This is a genomic window from Microcoleus sp. MON1_C5 (assembly GCF_036701875.1).
In the GTDB taxonomy this organism is placed as follows: domain Bacteria; phylum Cyanobacteriota; class Cyanobacteriia; order Cyanobacteriales; family Microcoleaceae; genus Microcoleus.
The window spans coordinates 21555-39974 of the sequence record NZ_JAUBRN010000032.1; the positions used below are offsets into that span (position 1 = coordinate 21555).

General features: G+C 45.5%; 18 protein-coding genes. 9 read left to right on the forward strand and 9 right to left on the reverse strand.

Annotated elements, in window-relative coordinates:
- The first annotated feature begins 82 nt into the window (after nucleotides 1-82).
- Nucleotides 83-808, forward strand: coding sequence for a M15 family metallopeptidase (locus QUA71_RS16720; protein WP_333286614.1), 726 nt, complete (start codon nucleotides 83-85; stop codon nucleotides 806-808).
- Nucleotides 809-882: 74 nt separating this feature from the next.
- Here the strand turns inward: QUA71_RS16720 and QUA71_RS16725 are convergent, their stop codons facing one another.
- Nucleotides 883-1725 (reverse strand): SH3 domain-containing protein, encoded by an 843-nt coding sequence (locus tag QUA71_RS16725; protein ID WP_333286616.1) that lies wholly within the window; start codon nucleotides 1723-1725, stop codon nucleotides 883-885.
- A 245-nt stretch (nucleotides 1726-1970) separates the two neighbouring features.
- Here QUA71_RS16725 and QUA71_RS16730 point away from each other — a divergent pair, with 245 nt between their 5' ends.
- Nucleotides 1971-3338 carry an NACHT domain-containing protein gene (locus QUA71_RS16730; protein ID WP_333286618.1) on the forward strand — a complete coding sequence of 456 codons (1368 nt, stop codon included), beginning with the start codon at nucleotides 1971-1973 and terminating at the stop codon, nucleotides 3336-3338.
- Nucleotides 3339-3665, forward strand: a complete 327-nt coding sequence (locus tag QUA71_RS16735) for a hypothetical protein (RefSeq protein ID WP_333286620.1) — start codon at nucleotides 3339-3341, stop codon at nucleotides 3663-3665.
- 24 nt (nucleotides 3666-3689) lie between these two features.
- Here the strand turns inward: QUA71_RS16735 and QUA71_RS16740 are convergent, their stop codons facing one another.
- Nucleotides 3690-4265, reverse strand: a complete 576-nt coding sequence (locus QUA71_RS16740; protein WP_333286622.1) for a Uma2 family endonuclease — start codon at nucleotides 4263-4265, stop codon at nucleotides 3690-3692.
- 193 nt (nucleotides 4266-4458) lie between these two features.
- Between QUA71_RS16740 and QUA71_RS16745 the strand changes: the two genes are divergently transcribed.
- The 4 genes from QUA71_RS16745 to QUA71_RS16760 all read left to right on the forward strand — a co-directional run bounded on the left by QUA71_RS16745 (nucleotide 4459) and on the right by QUA71_RS16760 (nucleotide 8621).
- Nucleotides 4459-5442: an alpha-ketoacid dehydrogenase subunit beta gene (locus QUA71_RS16745; protein ID WP_006631063.1), complete on the forward strand. Its 984-nt coding sequence runs from the start codon at nucleotides 4459-4461 to the stop codon at nucleotides 5440-5442.
- A gap of 123 nt (nucleotides 5443-5565) precedes the next feature.
- Nucleotides 5566-6963: a protein translocase subunit SecD gene (gene secD / locus QUA71_RS16750; protein ID WP_333286624.1), complete on the forward strand. Its 1398-nt coding sequence runs from the start codon at nucleotides 5566-5568 to the stop codon at nucleotides 6961-6963.
- 149 nt (nucleotides 6964-7112) lie between these two features.
- A complete protein-coding gene (secF, locus tag QUA71_RS16755; RefSeq protein ID WP_333286626.1) occupies nucleotides 7113-8081 on the forward strand; it encodes a protein translocase subunit SecF in 969 nt (322 codons plus the stop codon).
- A gap of 153 nt (nucleotides 8082-8234) precedes the next feature.
- Nucleotides 8235-8621 carry a hypothetical protein gene (locus tag QUA71_RS16760; RefSeq protein ID WP_333286628.1) on the forward strand — a complete coding sequence of 129 codons (387 nt, stop codon included), beginning with the start codon at nucleotides 8235-8237 and terminating at the stop codon, nucleotides 8619-8621.
- Nucleotides 8622-8672: 51 nt separating this feature from the next.
- Here QUA71_RS16760 and QUA71_RS16765 read toward each other — a convergent pair whose 3' ends face one another.
- The 4 genes from QUA71_RS16765 to QUA71_RS16780 all read right to left on the reverse strand — a co-directional run bounded on the left by QUA71_RS16765 (nucleotide 8673) and on the right by QUA71_RS16780 (nucleotide 11495).
- Nucleotides 8673-8882 (reverse strand): hypothetical protein, encoded by a 210-nt coding sequence (locus QUA71_RS16765; protein ID WP_333286630.1) that lies wholly within the window; start codon nucleotides 8880-8882, stop codon nucleotides 8673-8675.
- Nucleotides 8879-10363, reverse strand: coding sequence for an ATP-binding protein (locus QUA71_RS16770; RefSeq protein ID WP_333286632.1), 1485 nt, complete (start codon nucleotides 10361-10363; stop codon nucleotides 8879-8881). The genes QUA71_RS16765 and QUA71_RS16770 overlap by 4 nt, the downstream gene beginning before the upstream one ends.
- Nucleotides 10364-10897: 534 nt before the next feature.
- Nucleotides 10898-11065, reverse strand: coding sequence for a hypothetical protein (locus tag QUA71_RS16775; protein ID WP_333286635.1), 168 nt, complete (start codon nucleotides 11063-11065; stop codon nucleotides 10898-10900).
- A gap of 304 nt (nucleotides 11066-11369) precedes the next feature.
- Entirely contained in the window at nucleotides 11370-11495 is a 126-nt protein-coding gene (locus QUA71_RS16780; protein ID WP_333214135.1) for a hypothetical protein, read from the reverse strand.
- Nucleotides 11496-11893: 398 nt separating this feature from the next.
- On the opposite strand from QUA71_RS16780, the gene QUA71_RS16785 reads away from it, so the two are divergent.
- On the forward strand, nucleotides 11894-12292 hold the full coding sequence (locus tag QUA71_RS16785; protein ID WP_333286638.1) for a DUF4342 domain-containing protein: 399 nt from the start codon (nucleotides 11894-11896) through the stop codon (nucleotides 12290-12292).
- A 188-nt stretch (nucleotides 12293-12480) separates the two neighbouring features.
- Here the strand turns inward: QUA71_RS16785 and QUA71_RS29280 are convergent, their stop codons facing one another.
- The gene (locus QUA71_RS29280; RefSeq protein WP_445243789.1) at nucleotides 12481-12897 is read right to left on the reverse strand and encodes a transposase; all 417 of its coding nucleotides are present in this window, start codon (nucleotides 12895-12897) and stop codon (nucleotides 12481-12483) included.
- Nucleotides 12898-13340: 443 nt separating this feature from the next.
- On the opposite strand from QUA71_RS29280, the gene QUA71_RS16790 reads away from it, so the two are divergent.
- A complete protein-coding gene (locus tag QUA71_RS16790) occupies nucleotides 13341-14183 on the forward strand; it encodes a hypothetical protein (RefSeq protein WP_333286640.1) in 843 nt (280 codons plus the stop codon).
- Between the two features lie 292 nt (nucleotides 14184-14475).
- Here QUA71_RS16790 and QUA71_RS16795 read toward each other — a convergent pair whose 3' ends face one another.
- Nucleotides 14476-15861 (reverse strand): hypothetical protein, encoded by a 1386-nt coding sequence (locus QUA71_RS16795; RefSeq protein ID WP_333286642.1) that lies wholly within the window; start codon nucleotides 15859-15861, stop codon nucleotides 14476-14478.
- Between the two features lie 826 nt (nucleotides 15862-16687).
- The gene (locus QUA71_RS16800; protein WP_333286644.1) at nucleotides 16688-18217 is read right to left on the reverse strand and encodes a YifB family Mg chelatase-like AAA ATPase; all 1530 of its coding nucleotides are present in this window, start codon (nucleotides 18215-18217) and stop codon (nucleotides 16688-16690) included.
- Nucleotides 18218-18420 lie beyond the last annotated feature (203 nt).

The window sequence follows — 18420 nt, forward strand, 5'->3', positions numbered from 1 at the left end:
GCTGGCAGACAAGACGAAAAGCGCGAAAATTCCCCAAGATATGAAATGTAAAAAGTCTATTAAATATCCACTTAACAGAGCTATGAAATTAAACCGATTTACAAAATATTTAATGGTATTCGCTCTAATATTACTATCTACAACCACACTGAATTATACAACGTCGATTCGCGCCCAGGAGCCGCCACAAGTGCAAATTACCCAACCAGAACCAAACCCAGTATTACCTGAAAGTATTTTCATGAGTCAACTTCCCCGTTCCGCACGACTGGTTGACATCCGCACCGTAAATCCCAACATTCGCCTGGATATCCGATACGCCACTACTAACAATTTCTTAAAACGAAAACTTTACCCTATATCGAAATGCGCTTTGAGAAGTTCTGTGGCTCAACAGTTAGGGCTAGTTCAAACAGATTTGGAAAAAATCGGATTGGGTTTGAAAGTTTACGATTGCTACAGGCCTTTCTCTGTCACTAAGCAAATGTGGCAAGCTTGGCCAGATCCGCGCTATGTTGCTAATCCTGCGAGGGGTTCGCGGCACAATCGCGGTGCTGCTATTGATTTGACTTTAGTCGATCGCACTGGCAAAGAATTAGAAATGCCCACACCTTACGATGATTTTACCGAAAAAGCTCACGGAGATTATCAAGGCGGCAGCGCCGAATCTCGGAAAAATCGTCAAGTGCTTAAGGATGCCATGAAAAAACACGGATTTATCGGTATAACAACTGAATGGTGGCACTTTGACTCTGAAGATTGGCAGAAATTTGCGATTCTTGATATATCGCTTGGAACGATTCCTTAATTATACTATTTATTAAAAGTCGCCGCTCCGGGTAGGGACACGGCAGTGCCGTGTCCCTAAATATGTCAGAAAAATTATTGCAGTTTTACCGAAAATTCGTATTCGTATCCTCGGAAATTAGAGTCTAATTGTAATGTGTAACTGCCTGTTACTGGGACTTTTCCAGTCCACTCTGTTTCATTGCCTTGATAAGGATCTCCGGCTAAAAGCTTGCCACCGGGAGTGATAATTTGCGGGAAAACTTCTTGCCGATTCCTAACAGTCATTGTTTGACCTTTTCTAACGCGAATCCGGTAAGAGTGGCTGCCGCCACCGATAATTCTACCTTTGACGATGGCCTCATCTCCTCCCGGCAAAAAATTAATCGGCTGGTTGACGTTAGAACAACTGCTTTCGGTGCGTCTTTTCGCAACCCAACCGGGAACTGGATCGGTAATTCGCAGCCAACCGTTTTGTTCTTCGGCGACTGAAACAAAGGTATTATTTTTGAGTTTTCCTACAATTTGGCTGCCCCTTACTTGGGGGCTCGATCGCACATTTAGCGGTGGATTCGGATCGCTGACTACAGCCTGACTGATTTTGCAACCCGAATTGGGCGGTGTGACAACTACTGGCTCAACTTTTCGCGGGGAGACTCCTGCAACTAGCGAGGATTGAACAGGCGGGGTTTTTGCAGGTTGGGGTTGGGATTTCGGAGATTCTGCCGCCTGGGTTTGTGCTTGCAGAGATTTTGGTGGCCGAGATTCAGGGTTGTTCGTCGGCCCTGCAATCTGGTTTCTGGTGGATGCCGGGGATTCTGCAAGGGGAAGATCGGATTGTTTCATGGCACCCGACTGTATAGTTGCAACAGCCACTCCCACCGCTGTTGCCAGTCCTGCTAAGCTTACTGTGATGATTTGACGCTTGGTAAATGACATAAAAAACCCTCTCTGTATCTATACTAATAATTTTTGTTTGGGAGTTGAGGCGATCGCCAGTTAATTTATAGTGGAAATACTTAGTGCGAGCCGCTGGGTCAGAATTTTTCTATAAAATTTTACATGGATAATTGTCGCAATAATTTGAGTCAATATATACTGGACGCCTATACTGATGGTAATCTTGCTCTGGGTTATTTGCGCGCAAATTTGCGAAAGTAAGCGTTCAGCGCGAGGTACATAAAATGTCAAAATTGATTCCTCTGAGATTACAACCGCCTCGCGATCGATTGTTGGAGAAGGTGAAGCAGGAAGTCCAAGCAGGCCTGGCGCAGTCTTTGCACGCCGCTGTACTGGCTAACCTCAGTCAAGACTCGTCGCCTCTTGGTGTTAACCGCTGTTGGGATGTGGAAGTGAAAGCCGGCAACCGTCCGAGTTTTCGGCTTCCTCCCAAAGCCAGCATGGCTAAAGTATTCGATCGCAGCGGCGGCAAATTGGTAATTTTGGGAGCGACGGGTGCAGGCAAAACTACGACGCTGCTAGAATTAGCTCGCGTGTTAATTTCCCGCGCCCAAAAAGATGCTAGTTTGCCAGTACCAGTGCTGTTTGAACTCGGATCGTGGAAAGCAGAATCCGGGGCGATCGCAGATTGGTTAATTGCTCAACTTCAGTTCAAATACGGCATCTCTCCTGGTGTCGGCAAAAAATGGGTCGCCGAACAAAAATTGCTGCCTCTCCTCGACGGCTTGGACGAAGTGGAAACCCACCGCCAAAATATCTGCATTCAAGCAATCAATCAGTTTGTTGAAAGCGAATTTAAACCCAAACATTTAGTAGCTTGCAGCAGTTTTGAAGCTTACAAAAACTGCGAAAGTAGATTTCGCCTGCAAGCCGCAGTTTTATTGAAACCTTTAACAGAAACTCAAATTCAAAATTATCTGCTAGAAGCTAGAAGTCGCGAACTTTGGTACAGCATAGAGCGCGAGCCGGAGTTGTTGAAAATAGCAAAAGTTCCCTTGCTTTTGAGCATGATGGCTCTGGCTTACGACGATATTTTAATCGAAGCTTGGAAGCGGATAACTTCTGCTGAAGAACAGCGCAAATATCTGTTAACTGCCTATATTCGCCACCAAATCACCGGACAAGTCAAGCAGTATCCCAGAGGTAAAGAACTGCGGCCGGAACAAATTCGCCACTGGCTGGGCTGGTTGGCCAGAAGAATGGAACAGCAAGGAATTCAAGAATTTTACCTCGATCGCATACCGTCTAGCTGGCTGCAAACAGCCCATGAACGGCGCAAGTATCAGTTTGGAGTTAAGCTGGTTGGCGGGCTGATTTGGGTAATTTTGGGATTAATTGCCAGCCTAGTCTCCGGGTCGATTTGGGGATTAATTGCGGGCGCTGTTGCTGCGGTAATTAGTGCTTTGTTGCCGGGACTTCCCGGGATTGAAAGTTTTATATTGCGCCTGGTGCTGTGGTCGAACGGCTACATTCCTTGGGATTACAAGCGTTTTCTCGATGCTGCGACCGATCGCTTGTTGCTGCAAAAAACGGGCGATCGGCGCTACCGATTTATTCACGATTTACTGCAAAAACATTTGTCGGAAATCTAAATGCCGGAACTTGACAAAAACAAATATAATGGATGTAACTGTGAAGGAGATTCCAATATTCGACAAGCAAAAGGAAACTCAATGACTGTAAAATTCATTCTGAGCGAATACGTTGACAAAGCAATGGCTCAGGCTATGTATGACCAACTTGAAGATCATAGCTTTGTAGGTAAAATTCCCGTTTGCAAGGGAGTCATCGCCTTTGGTTCCACTTTAAAAGAGTGTGAAAATGAGTTGCAATCAACTTTGGAAGACTGGATTTTGCTAGGGTTGAAATTGCGACATCGCTTGCCCGTCATTGACAATATTGATTTAAATATGGGATAGCTTGTCAACTACCACACACTCATCCTACAAAAAAGTTGGCGGTATTTTGGCCATTTGAAATAGCTGTTCCGCCGTAAATTCTAATCCCTCAAAAAGTGGATCTTTTAATAGGGTATCTCCCCTATAAGTTTGCGGTGGTGCATCGGGGTAAAAAACTGTAATGCTTCTCGCCTTGCTATCTACTATCCAAACCCGCAATACCTTAGCATCTAAATAATCTCTCGCTTTAGCAGCTAACTGACCGAAAGTTTGTTCTGGTGAAATAATTTCTATGACTAATTCCGGGACTACAGGACAGGCTTCATCTTGATTCCAGTCAGGAGATAAGCGTTGGTAAGAAACATATAAAAGGTCTGGTACTGGCACCCAGTCTCGCCCGTGGCGGGTTAATTTCACCGCCCATTCTACACCAATTTCTCCCCGTTCGTCACCCCACTGTTCGAGGAGTTTTATTAGGCTTCTGGTGAGGCGAGAATGAAATTTTTTAGGTGACATTTTCGGTACTGCTTGCTCGTCAATAAGTTCGTAGGTAATATCGCCTTCTCCTTCGGGAAGAGCGAGAAACTCTTCCAGAGTGAGTTGAGTTTTTGTCTGGAGCATAATATTCCTCTGCTGTGGGCAGGCAAGTTAGTATTATTTTAACTTCCATATTCATTGACATAATACAAATGTTATGATAAAGATTGGCCAAAACTCAGGTTTTAACTGTCAAATTTGCGATCGCATCCTCATCCACACCCCCAAAAGGTTAAGATTCTAATCTGACCCTCCTGCAATCATTGCTTCACCTCCTATGGCAGAAACCTTATTGTTCAACGCCCTCCGCGAGGCGTTAGACGAAGAAATGGCCCGCGACTCCGCTGTATTCGTACTCGGCGAAGACGTAGGTCAATACGGCGGTTCCTATAAAGTCACCAAAGACCTTTACAACAAATACGGCGAACTTAGAGTGCTCGACACCCCGATCGCCGAAAATAGCTTTACAGGCCTAGCAGTAGGCGCAGCAATGACGGGACTGCGACCGGTCATCGAAGGCATGAACATGGGCTTTTTGCTGCTGGCCTTCAACCAAATTTCCAACAACGCCGGAATGCTGCGCTACACATCTGGCGGCAACTTCAAAATGCCAATGGTAATTCGCGGGCCAGGCGGCGTGGGCCGGCAACTCGGCGCGGAACACTCCCAGCGCTTAGAAGCATATTTCCAAGCTGTACCGGGTTTGAAAATAGTTGCCTGTTCGACTCCCTACAACGCCAAAGGACTCTTAAAATCAGCCATTCGCGACGATAACCCCGTTCTATTTTTCGAGCACGTTCTTCTTTACAACCTCAAAGAAAATTTGCCAGAAACAGAATATTTAGTGCCGCTGGACAAAGCAGAAATTGTGCGATCGGGCAAAGATGTCACAATCGTGACTTATTCCAGGATGCGGCACCACGTCATGCAAGCCGTGCCCGCCCTGGTAAAAGAAGGTTACGATCCAGAAGTAATCGACCTCATTTCTCTCAAACCCCTGGACATGGAGACGATCGGCGCATCCATTCGCAAAACTCACAAAGTAATTATTGTGGAGGAGTGCATGAAAACAGGAGGCATCGGTGCCGAACTAATTGCTTCGATTAGCGATCGATTTTTTGACGAACTCGACGCACCGGTTTTGCGGCTGTCTTCACAAGATATTCCCACACCTTACAACGGCAATTTGGAAAGACTGACCATTGTCCAGCCCACTCAAATTGTCGAGGCAGTCCAAAAAATGGTAGCTTTGCGAGTATAAATAGTGATTAGTCAGTAGTCATTGGTTGACTGTTGACTGTTGACTGTTGACTGATGACTGATGACTGTTGACTAAAATCTGCCAACTGCCAACGGCCAACTGACCAATGACTAATAATTAAATATGCAAAAACAACGTTCAATATTAGCCCTAATTTTTGTTTTAATCATCGCCGCCATTACTGTAATAGTAACAATTCCGACGCGGCTGGGATTAGACTTGCAAGGAGGGTCGCAACTCACCATTCAAGTAAAAACTACCCCCACAATTCCCAAAATTGATCAGGGAATGTTAGAAGCAGTGCGGCGGATTGTCGAAAACCGGGTTAACGGTTTGGGTGTTTCCGAAGCATTAGTCCAAACAGTAGGAGAAGACCAAATTCTCGTGCAGTTGCCCGGAGTAAATGACCCGCAGCAAGCAGAACGAGTTTTGGGCGGCACGGCCAAGCTAGAATTTCTGGAACAACTGCCCGGAACAGAAACACAATTAGCGATTGAGAGGCAGTTGCAGCAGGAATTGCTGGTCAAACAAGAAGAATTGAAAACTAGCCCGAATGAGGCTGCTATTAAAGAAAATCAGGCTGCTTTGAAAAGAAGTAATGACGCGATCGCCAAACTCTTCAAAAGCAGCGGACTCGGTGGCGAAAACCTCAAAGACGCTCAACCTCAACCCTTGGCCTCTGGGAACAACTGGAACGTTGCTCTCGTTTTCGATACCCCAGGAGGCGAACTATTCGCCCAACTAACGAAAAATTTAGCAGGCACCGGACGCAGTATCGGTATTTTCCTAGACGAAAGAATGATCAGTTCTCCAGTCGTCGGCGTTGAATTTGCCCAAACAGGAATTACTGGTGGGAGTGCCGTAATTCAAGGCAATTTTACAACGCAAGAAGCCAACGATTTAGCAGTGCAATTGCGGGGTGGCGCTTTACCTGTGCCGGTCGAAATTGTAGAAAACCGCACGATCGGCGCTAGCTTGGGTAAAGACAGCATTCAAAGCAGTATTAACGCAGGTATCGGTGGCTTAGTTTTAGTCTTGATTTTCATGGTTGCCTACTATCGACTCCCCGGCGTAATTGCCAATATTGCGCTGTTAATTTATGCTCTGTTAACTTGGGCAGCTTTTGTGCTTTTGGGAGTGACATTAACGCTGCCGGGAATTGCTGGTTTTGTGCTCAGCATCGGGATGGCCGTGGATGCTAATGTGCTGATTTTTGAGCGCACGCGGGAAGAGTTGCGGGCGGGAAAATCGCTTTATCGATCGGTCGAATCGGGTTTTTACCGCGCTTTTTCCAGCATTTTAGATGGCAACGTCACAACGGTTATTGCTTGTGTTGCTTTGTTCTGGTTGGGCGCTGGTTTAGTTAAAGGGTTTGCTGTAACTCTGGGATTGGGCGTAGTAGTGAGTATGTTTTCTGCTATTACTTGCAGCCGCACTCTACTTTTGGTAGTCTTGAGCTTTCCGGCGCTGCGAAAACCTCAGTGGTTCTGTCCCAATTTGTCGAAAACTGCTAATAGTTAACTGTTGTTATTAGTTATTAGTTATTAGTTATTAGTTATGTGTTAGTTAGCTGCTACTAATAACCAATAACCAATAACTACTGACTTCTTCCTTCAATCCGTTACATCCGTTACACAATCCGTTGCCGAACTTCCCTCTTCCTTCAAATTATGAAATTCAGTGTTATCAAACAGCGATCGCTCTGGTGGAGTATTTCCGCCGCTATAATCCTTGCAGGTATAGTGTCGATGGCGATTTCTTGGACTCGTCCCGACATCCGCGCACCGCTGCGCCCCAGTTTAGATTTTATCGGCGGTACTCGGCTGCAATTTGAACTCGACTGCACGAAACCGGAAAATTGTAAACCCATCGATATTGCTGCTGTCCGCGAAGTCCTGGACGCCCAAGGTTTGGCAGGCAGCAGCATTCAAGTTATCGGCCAAGAACAGCGAGGTTTGTCGCTGCGGACGAAAACTTTGGATGTCGAACAGCGGACTGAGTTGCAAACAGCTTTGAGCGAAAAGATAGGCGCTTTTGCTCCTCAATCTACTCAAATTGATACAGTTGGGCCTACTCTCGGTAAACAATTATTTACGTCGGGATTGTTGGCTTTATTCCTTTCGTTTGCGGGAATTACCGTTTATCTAACATTCCGGTTTCAGTTGGATTACGCCTTTTTTGCTTTCGTTGCTCTCTTTCATGACGTGTTGGTTACTCTTGGTGTTTTCTCGTTTTTGGGTTTAGTTCAAGGAGTGGAAGTTGACAGTTTATTTGTGGTCGCGCTCTTGACAATTATCGGTTTTTCTGTTAACGATACAGTGGTAATTTACGATCGCGTGCGAGAAATAATCAAGCTAAATCCGGGACAGTCGATCAATCAAATTGTCGATGATGCTGTTATGCAGACCATGGGAAGGTCAATTAACACGACTTTTGCTACTCTCCTGACACTGTTTTCCATCTTTTTGTTTGGCGGCGAAACCCTCAAATACTTTGCTTTAGCATTGATTGTCGGCTTTATTGCGGGTGCGTATTCGAGTATTTTCATTGCCAGTACCCTGCTAGCTTGGTGGCGCAGTCGCACGGCCCACTCTATCCCCGTCCCCGCAGAAGGAATCAACCAGTCAGAGGAAGTTTAATTGTCAGGACTCATCAGTCATTAGTTATTAAGCTGCTGACTGCTGGTAACGGTTAACTCAGGACTAAGGCAAAAAAATGGTTTGACACGCCACTTATAGCGGTAAGCTGCGCGCTGGGTACCCTAAATACTAATGACTAATAACTAATGACTAATGACTAATGAAAGCGACGCAAATTTTCAAATTGAAGTCCAAAGGCTTCACAAACTAACAGTTTATGGCCGATGGTTAACTGTGATATTACTGTGGATTAGCGTCGGTTCTTTGAGCATTTGGGGTTTGCGCCGCGAAATCGCTTTGTGGTTAGAACACTTCACTTGGGCGGCGGTGCGCTACGGTTTATCTTTTAATCGCTGGCCAACTCTCGGTTTGGGTTTGTGCTTGGGAATGACTTTAGGAGTGCTAACTTGGCAAAGTCGCAATATGGTGCGAGGATTGCCCCATCGGGAAAAAGAGGGTTTGGAACAACAAGTTCGCCGCATTCGCCAGCGGGGGCCGAGTCATCCTTTGTGGAAGTGGGTTTGCAAAGGTTCGCGGTAGCCGACGGGCTTTATTCTTTAGTCTCAAGCCAGAGGAACGAAAGTTTGACTCTTAAGCGGTTTCAACGGCCGAGTCCCTAACTTTTATTGCTTCTTCCTTCTTCCTTCTTCCTTCTTCCTTCTTCCTTCTTCCTTCTTCCTTCTTCCGACGGACATCGGACTGACATCCGTTACATCCGTTACATCCGTTACACAATCCGTTGCCGAACTTCCTTCTTCCTTCTTCCTTCTTCCTTCTTCCTTCTTCCTTCTGTTGTATCACGCAAAACGAGGTAAAATATGTGCTACGGAAGACTGTTGAAGCGGAATTTCGATCGCAAATTCTGCTCCTTTTCCCAGTTCCGAAAAGCACTTCAATGCGCCGCCGTGTTGGTTGACAACAATTTCATAGCTAATTGACAGTCCCAAACCCGTTCCTTGGCCGACCGGCTTAGTAGTAAAGAAAGGGTCAAACAACCGCTTCCGAACCTCTTCTGTCATCCCCGGGCCGTTGTCAGAAATTTTAATTATTACCTTTTTTTTCTCAATTAACTCGGTGCGAATCCGAATCGCAGGAATCAGGCTGGTAGAGTTAGAAAGTGATGATTGAGTCGTTGTACAAGACTGCTTTTGGTCGCTTAAGTGCGACTTTTTAGGGGGGTTTTTATCGACATTTTCGTATTTATTAGACTCAACCAGAGCGTAAATTGCATTAAGTAAAATATTCATAAATACCTGATTGAGCTGTCCGGGATAGCACTGCACCAGCGGCAAGTCGCTGTATTCTTTGTGAATTTCTATCGCCTCCTGCCCCGGTTTCCCTTTAAGCTGGCTTTGCAAAAGCATAATCGTGCTGTTGATACCTTCGTGAATGTTGACCTGCTTCATTTGAGCTTCGTCTAACCTGCAAAAATTCCGCAGCGACAAAACGATGTCGCGCACTCTTTCTGCACCTTGCTGCATAGAATTGAAGACTTTCGGCAAGTCTTCTAGCAAATAATCGAGTTCGATTTTTTCTGCTTCCACTTCAATTGCTGCGATGGGTTCGGGACAGTGCTGTCGGTAAATGTCGAGCATCCGCATTAAACCTTGCGTGTACTCTTTAGCGTGGTGCAAATTGCTATAAATAAAGCCGATCGGATTGTTAATTTCGTGAGCTACTCCTGCTACTAACTGCCCCAAAGAAGACATTTTCTCTGTTTGAATTAGTTGAGTTTGAGTGCGCTGAAGTTCCAGCAGGGCAAGTTCTAGCTGTTGGGCTTGATGTCTCAATTGCGCTTGCGATTCTCGCATCGCCACGGTTGATAACTCGTGAATTTGCAACTGAGAAAGCAGCAGTTGGTGTACGTCTAAAAGTTTGTAAGTTTCGGGTTCTACTTGTACTACAATGGGTTCGTGGATTAGTTCGGGCGATCGCTCCAAAGACTGCCGCACTGCCGTCATAATTGAGGTTTCGCGATCGAGAACCAACATATCAGTTTTAGTAAAGCGGTAGAGTATGAACAAAGGCTGTTGAGAAAATAACTCCAAGCTGTAGGGGCGGCTCATGTGTTCAAAATAACGCCGCCGCGAAATCATCCCTATAAACTTTCCTCGCTGAGTGATGATGATGCCCGGAACTAAAGGGTTTGCTTGAAAAATTTTAGCAACTTCGGCCCCCGGACACTCAGATTCTAGGAGAAAGTCGTACAGGGTTAATTCCTGTAGAGTCGATCGCAAACCAAGCGGCGATTTTAGGGGACTCAACCCGTCAGTTTCATACACTGCTCCCTCCTTTGGTAATTGGCAGTTGCGGTTGGCTGCTGGAGTCTTGCCTACTATTTAGACGGCGTTTTTAACTCTTTTTATAGCTTAGTTATCAACTTCCCTCTGCTCCCTGGAATTTAGTTAATTCAGCAGGATTTTTTTTTCCTTAAATCGTGCTGGTGTCCTCCGAAACGATATTGCAGGTTAGATTGATTTAACACCAAATACCACTTTGAAACCTGACTATGTATTGAATTTTATATAGCAATCCTACATGAGTCGTAAATTTTTTACCCCACCCCAACCCTCCCCTTACTAAGGGGAGGGAGTAAGAAATTCACAAATGATTTAGGATGGCTATATATCCAAGATTTTACTAATCCGAATATAAAAGTCATAACTATTTTTAATGTTTGATGACATTAATTTGGTTCAGATGGATAGACATCTGCGACCTGTGGCAGTACATTTCGTATTACCCCTTGCGTAAAATTATATTACAATAAGACAACAATAGCGACAAATCGGCAGCCGATCGCCCGATTTTAAAATTTAGGCAAAACAGGTTTCTGGAAATTGCCAATGAATCTCAATTGTCAGTTTTTTTGCACAAATGCCGATCGCACTCAACCCGAGGATTGTCATGTAGGTAGTCTTCCAGCCAGCGACAGCCGATAGCGAGCAATTTGTCAAGTTCGGCAGCTTATACTTTAGCCGCATCGACACTCCAAAGCTTCACCGACGAAATTTTTCCCGGCCGATGCTAAACTTGTGCGATCGCAACTAAAACTCACATTCCACACATCCGCTTAATGTGCCTTAAAAGTTTCCACAAAAGTACGGTCGGGCCACGAACTTGAGATTCAAACTCGGTCGCTGGCAAATCCGACACGGAGAATCAAGAGGAAGCAGAAATAAATAATTCTATTTTACCCGACTTTTCCCCAACTTCAACTTCAATTTGAGGAAGTTGGTTTGGTTACGATAATATTTCGATCATTATTATTTCTCCTCCCCCTTGATTTTAGGCAATTCTCATTAGAAACTCTAAGATGTTGATTTGAGGAACCTCGCGGGGTGGGGTTTGGTTGGGCGATCGCACTGGGCTAAATTGAAATGAGATTTGAGGAAAGTAAGCGACGGTTTCCATGTGCGGTTTCCCAAAGTAGAGGTGGTAACTATATACACGGCGGGACGATCGTACTTTCAGTACAATGTCACTATTTCAACCGGTACACCTGTTGAGTCTGAGTCTCGGAGAGTGTGAAAGTCCCTTTAATCATTGGGCTGTCTGGATCAGAGGTTTTTGAAGAGTGGGGCGGTGCGAGGCCCAGAAGCAGACTGTTAACCAAGCGGCACTAGGGAAGTCGGCAGCTAGGGCCTACCGAGGAAGGATTTTAGGCGATCGCCGTTAAATATCAAGAGAAAAAAGCACGATAGCACCAACAGCAATATCACCCAAAAGAATGATTGATCGACAAAAAGTTGCGTGTTATAATTCTAAATAATTCTATACAAAAATACTTTTACCTAAAAGGAGAACAAAAAATGGACACCCCTACAGAGCGCCTACAAGAACCGGTCGGGACAAGAGAACTCGAATCAATACCTGTATCTGAAAAAGTTTCTTCCCAAAAAGTTAGTGAGGTTAATTTTGAAACGACTCCTTTAGACACCCCAGCTTATACTCAGCAAAAAGTTAGCGTCGAGGAGGTGAAAATTAACGGTGACGATTTGGTTGCTAAAGTTAAAGAACTGATTCACGAAGGAAATATCCGCCGCATCATTATCAAAAATGAAGAGGGACGGATCTTGGTAGAAGTTCCTCTGACGGTGGGAGTAGTCGGTGGAGTCATCGGTGCGGCCTTGTTTCCAGTCATTGCAGCAGTAGGAGCGATAGGTGCATTAGTCGCTCACATGACTATCATCATTGAAAGAACCGAGTAAAAAAACTCAGTTGTTAGTAATAGCGGATGTCCGGTTAATTTCCCGCAATCAACCTTGTTGGTAGTGAGTAAGACCCTCCTCTCTTTATGGATGAGAGAAAAATGACCTTTATTACTACTAAATTAATTGTGGTTATCTAACCGGACTTAAACAAACTTCTAGCACAAACTGGCTTGATAAATAGATGGCTAGTAACTCTTACTACTCCCTTCTCTTTTTTCGCGATTTCTAGGCTCTATTGCCCTCCCACTCTGGCAGTAAAGTTGCCACTTGTAACGGTGCAATGAATCATCTAAGATGAGGTAAAATCCCTGGCTGATCGTGGTTTGATGACACTGGTTCATTACCTTCAAGTGACGTTGATTCATTTCACTGAATGACCAAGGCGCTGCGCTTAAAAAATGGTGTAATTTGTGGTAAGTTACTCGCACGGCGTGTGCCACCATCGGCGACAGGTGGTTTGGCTCACTTTCTCCCAATAATTCGCCTAAATAGTTCCTAAACTCCCGTTTTTGGGCTTGATGACGAAAGATCTCGTCAAATCTTGGACACCATTTATAAAAGCAGGGGGCATTGCGACGGGGATTATCTCCTTCATTGCTCATCTTTTAAGTTTATATGCTTGCAGAGCAAGTATATAAACTCATTTAGCCTGTATTTTTTGTTTAAGTCCGGCTAATCCTATTCCCTTGGAGGACTCAGACAATCACTCGGAGGGTAGAGCCTGGTTAATGCGTTCGTTAGTTAGATTTGATACAGATTAAGGAAAAGCCAAAAGTTCTCTAAACTCCCTAAGCATTAAGGTGTTAAGCATTTAAACCGGGTATGACTAAAACCCCCAAGGTTTACACATGAATATTGACTGAATCTTGGCTGAATCTTGACTGAATCTTGACGGAATCTTGAGTGAATCTTGAGTGAATCTTGAGTTAATCTTGACAGTGAATCGAAGTAAGTGATTTAAATGCTGAACAGCTTAGCTCAAGTTTTCAAACCAGAGCATCTCCTACAGACAAATATTTTTTGAATAGTTGTGGCGAAGATAATTATGAAACCTAACGAAGAAAATAGCTCTAGCCGTGAAATTCATCAAGAAGTTCACACAGATGCAACTAACGGTCACGTCAGTACAACGCGAACTACTAAAAGTGTTCCGAGTACAACGGGGAAGGCTTCTAAAGAAGCAGCTCATCATCAAGGTTTTGTACAGGGTGAAATGGCGGAAAACCACCGCCAACTTGGAGTCCAAGAAGTCCGCGATAATGAGAATGCTGGTCGCGGGTTACTGTTAGGGATTCTTCTTGCTTCTTTGGCAGGCTTAGTTCTGGGCAGTGTATATTACTTCAATCGGGGTGAGGAGGCTCCTACTCCTACTGCTGCTCCTGTGATTGTTGTACCGAAAGCGAATCAACCTTCAGCAACACCTGCTCCGACTCGGACTATAGAGAGAGAAAAAACGATCATTCAAAAAATTGTTCCGGTTCCGGTTCAACCATCTCCAGTTCAAAAGGCTACGCCTGCTCCTCAACCAAGTCCAGCTCAAAACGCAACTCCGGCTCCTCAAGCAAGTCCGGCTCCCAATATCAATATTACAATTCCAAATTCACAGCAGCAAGATGCACCTGCTCAGCAAGCAGCACCGTCTCCATCTTCGCCGTCAAATAATACCAATACTACGGTTCCGACTCCGCAGGATGAGCCAGCTTCCACTGCGCCAACTCCAGCACCTGAGAGTTCAGCTACTCCATCTCCCACTCAAGATGAGGGCGCTCCTGGAGCAGGTACCAGCGGCGAAACCAATACGGAAAGCCAGAGCGATTCTAATCCTACGGGTACGGGTGTACCTGAGAGCAACTCCGGCGCAGAGGGTGCGACTGGTTCACCGCAATAGAAGTTGGATGTCGAATTAGCCCGCCTGGGGTTCAAACCCCAGGCTCATAGCTAAAGTCCTTTAAAGAGGACTTTTTTTATGGTTTCAACTGAGATCTTGCACCATTGTCAATAAGCCTGCTATGGGCGGGATCTCCTGCCCACCCCACAAGAAAACTGATTCTTCGTCGAACAGGCCCGAAAGCCTGTTAAGCGAGAATGGTGCAACATCTCAGACTAACCGGACATTGTGGCTGAACTCAAGAAACCTAGTTTCTGCAATGGAAAACGTTTTAAGATTGTGCCAACCTATCTTAAGAAACAGTTTGGTGAACTAATTTAACTTTCCCTAAAGCCGTCTTCCTGCTCTCAAAGAGTTTCATCACGCCGGAGGAGATGGTCTCGATGACATCGGGAGCGCAGTAAGAGAGAAACTCTTCCGAGGAAGTAGGATCTGCAAAAAACTCTTGAGCTTTCTTCAACAAGTTTTCAGTTTCAGCAAAGCCGATAGATTTGATAATAAACGTAGAAACCGGGGAGTTTTTAATATCATAGCGCGATTCTTGATTGCGTCCTATTTCTAGCAGGTATAACACTTCTCTTTGCAACTGAGTCTCTAAGGGGTAGGCGCTCTGTCTGTTGGGCAAGTAATCCTCCAAAACCGAGGTTTTAAATCCTGGTGTCCGCAATTCTCCCATCATCGTTGAAAGCGGAATATCGCGCCCCAAACGGTAGGAAAGAGCTTCTAAAATGGCGATGGTAATTAGCTTGACACCAAAATAAAGTTTAGCAACTTCGATATTTTTGCGAGTTCGGGCAATCAGGTTAGCGTAGGTTTCATCGTCCGGCTCTTGCATAAAGTGCTGGAAAACCAGTTCGGGTTTGAGGAACTTCAAAAATCCTTCCATTTTTTGCAGAGACTTGCGATATCCGGCAACAGTATAGGAATTAACATTGGTCAATTCGTGGTTGGTTTCTGGCATCAAGTTCCAGGTATTGTCTAAGAAATTAGAGGAATTTGGAGAGGCAAAATTCTCGACATCCCGATTTGCTAACCTGACAGCACGCTTGACAATTTCTACGGTTTGGGCATCGCTCCATCCCAAGTTAAAATCGCGGTTCGCACTTACCAAACGCTGGTGCAAAAGTTCGATCGCGCTCAAACCACTGGGCGAAAGCGGACGAAAAGGAATAGTAGCTTCGATGCAAGCGGCGATTTCGGCGATCGTACTAGCTGGCAAAAAAGGCTCCAAACATTTGGCAGCAATAACGGCACTCAAAAATTCGTTTTCACCCGCAAACCGAGAGAGAGCCTTGCCGGGAATAAACCCAAAGACTGAGGCCACTAGGTGATACATGGCATCGTCGGGCAGTTCGGTTTCATCTCTAATAACTAACTGGGATCGCACCTCTTTGACAAAAGGACAAAGGGCGCTGCTAATATTGAAACTAACCCCCTGATCGACTTGCACGTACACGAGGTCGTGAAACAGCGCAGCCAGCACCTCGATCGGATCGACTGACCCCCCGACCTCAAAAATGTGTTCCGACGTGTGAAAGGAGCGCCAAGGCCCTCTCATCGCTTGAATGATTAGCTCAGCTATCTGCTCCAGCTTTGGAATATCTACTCGACCTCCTAATTGCTCGATCGAGCTTGCCAAGCAATCCAAGCACCGTTTTTGTTCTGCTAAAAGCTCCATTTACACACCTCCAGTGCATTCCCTGATTGTCTTCCGCTTGATTGCATGGTATCAAAACGCGCTGCGATCGTGCCATGATTCGTCACTCAAAAATTTTAAATTTTAGGTTGAAACAGGGAGAGGGGGCGAGGGAAAGAGGAATAGCGAGGAATAGCGAGGAATAGCGAGGAATAGCGAGGAATAGCGAGGGAGAGGGGGAGGGGGAACTTAAATATTAAAAATTCTGCCGTTGTGGAGATTAGGGCAACTTGGGCGATCGGTATCATAAATTACAGTAAAAATGACAAAAAGTGGGTAACAACTTGATAAATTTTTGATTAAATTATGAGGGGTTTTTGACAAAAGCTGTGGGTGGGTGGCATTGATACCAGCTTCAACCTGCGGTGGTATAAATACAGCGTCCAGCCTCAGAATAAGATTCGTAGACCTGCTGATAAACCTCTTAACATTTGGGCTGATACACTTCAGTTGAGTAGCTTTCGGGAAATCGATCTAAAGCTTCCTCGATCGCCACTTTAACTGCTGCTTTGGTTTGCTGTCGCCTCCCCCAATCTAACACTAACAGAACTTACGCAACTGTCACAAGTTCTCCTGGCATCATGCAGCACAAAATCAGACAATAAACATGGGAACATGGGCGCGTTTCACTGGCTCAATCAAATAATTGGACAACATCAATCCAGCTTAAATACCTCCTTAATCCCTCAGTCCCCCTCGGCTGGGACTTTGTATGTTTAGAAGCGATTTAAATCGCCGAATCAACTGTTATATCCCCAACTTCTTTAAGAAGTCGGGGATCGGGGGATTGTGTCTTTTGAGCCGCTGTTTACTGCATCCGATCGATCGTCCGATACTGCACCGCCTCCCCCACATGATTAGTTTTCAAGCTTTCATCCCCCGACAAATCAGCAATAGTTCTAGCAACCTTCAAAATGCGATCGCTCGCCCTCGCCGAAAGCCCCAACTTCCGAATCGCCATTTCCAATAAATTCCGAGAAGCTTCATCCAACTGACACCATTTGTTAATGTGACTGCTTTGCATCTCCGCATTACAGCGCAAACTAGATTCCGACTGAAAACGGCGAGTAGCGAGCTCTCGCGCCCGCTGCACCCTCACCCGCACTGGTTCAGACTCTTCCCCTGTCGGCTGTCGCGTAATTTCCTCGGGTTTCAAACGATTAACCGCCACTTGCAAATCAATCCGATCCATCAAAGGCCCCGACAGTTTAGCCCAATATTGCTCCCTCTTTTGCGGCGAACAAGTACACTGTTGAATCGAATCGCCGTAATAACCGCAAGCACAAGGATTCGTACTTGCAACTAAAGTGAATTGAGCCGGAAACATCACCGATTGTCTAGTTCGAGAAATCGTCACATAACCATCTTCCAGCGGTTGTCGCAAAAACTCCAAAACATCTCTTTTAAACTCAGTTAATTCATCCAAAAAAAGGATGCCCCTATGTGCTAAAGAAATTTCCCCCGGACGCGGAAAACTGCCGCCACCTACCAAAGAAGGGCCAGATGCCGAATGGTGAGGACTGCGAAAAGGCCGATCGCCCACCAAGCTTCCCTTATCCTTCAATAACCCAGCCACCGAATGAATTTGAGTTACATCCAAAGCTTCCTCAAAAGTCAGCGGCGGCAAAATACCCGGCAAACGCCTCGCCAACATCGTCTTACCGCTCCCTGGCGGCCCCACAAAAATTAAATTGTGTCCCCCCGCCGCCGCAATTTCCAAAGCCCGCCGCGCGTGAATTTGCCCTTTTACATCCTTTAAATCTAAACCCGGAAACCGCGTTTTTGCTAACTCTTCTCGACCGTTTACTTCTACAGGCGAATAAACTTCAGGATTGTTTAAAAAATCAGTAACAGCAAAAATATTCTCAAAACCATAAACAGATATTCCGTGCACCAAAGCCGCTTCCTGCGCGTTACCAGCCGGTACAACCAACCCCGAAATACCCATTTTTTGAGCAGCAGCGGCGATCGGCAAAACCCCAGCCACAGGCCGCAAACTCCCATCTAAAGAAAGTTCCCCTAAAAACAAATAATCTCCCAAAAGTTGACCGCTGACTTGTTCCGATGCTGCTAAAATGCCAATGGCGATCGGCAAATCAAAACTCGGCCCTTCCTTCCGCAAATCCGCCGGAGTCAAATTAATCACAATACTCCGCATGGGAAAAGCATATCCCGAATTTTTTAGCGTAGCCCTAACCCTTTCTTTAGCTTCTTGCACCGCAGAATCGGGCAATCCCACAACGACGATTTTTGGTAGCCCCCCTGACACATCAGCCTCAACACCCACCTTTACCGCGTCAATTCCAACGATCGATGCACTCCAAACCCTAGCAAGCATTTTTCTTAATCCTTAATTTGCCTGTCCCTGATTCATCATCTATTATGATTAACAATGACTAATGAATATCGGGAGAGGCAAGAAAAACTTTTCCTTGCCTCTTCTTTTTCTCCTCTTCCTTCTCTCCTGCTGGGTCTTCCCTCTTCCCTCTTCCCGACATCCGTTACATCCGTTACATCCGTTACAGAATCCGTTGCCGAACT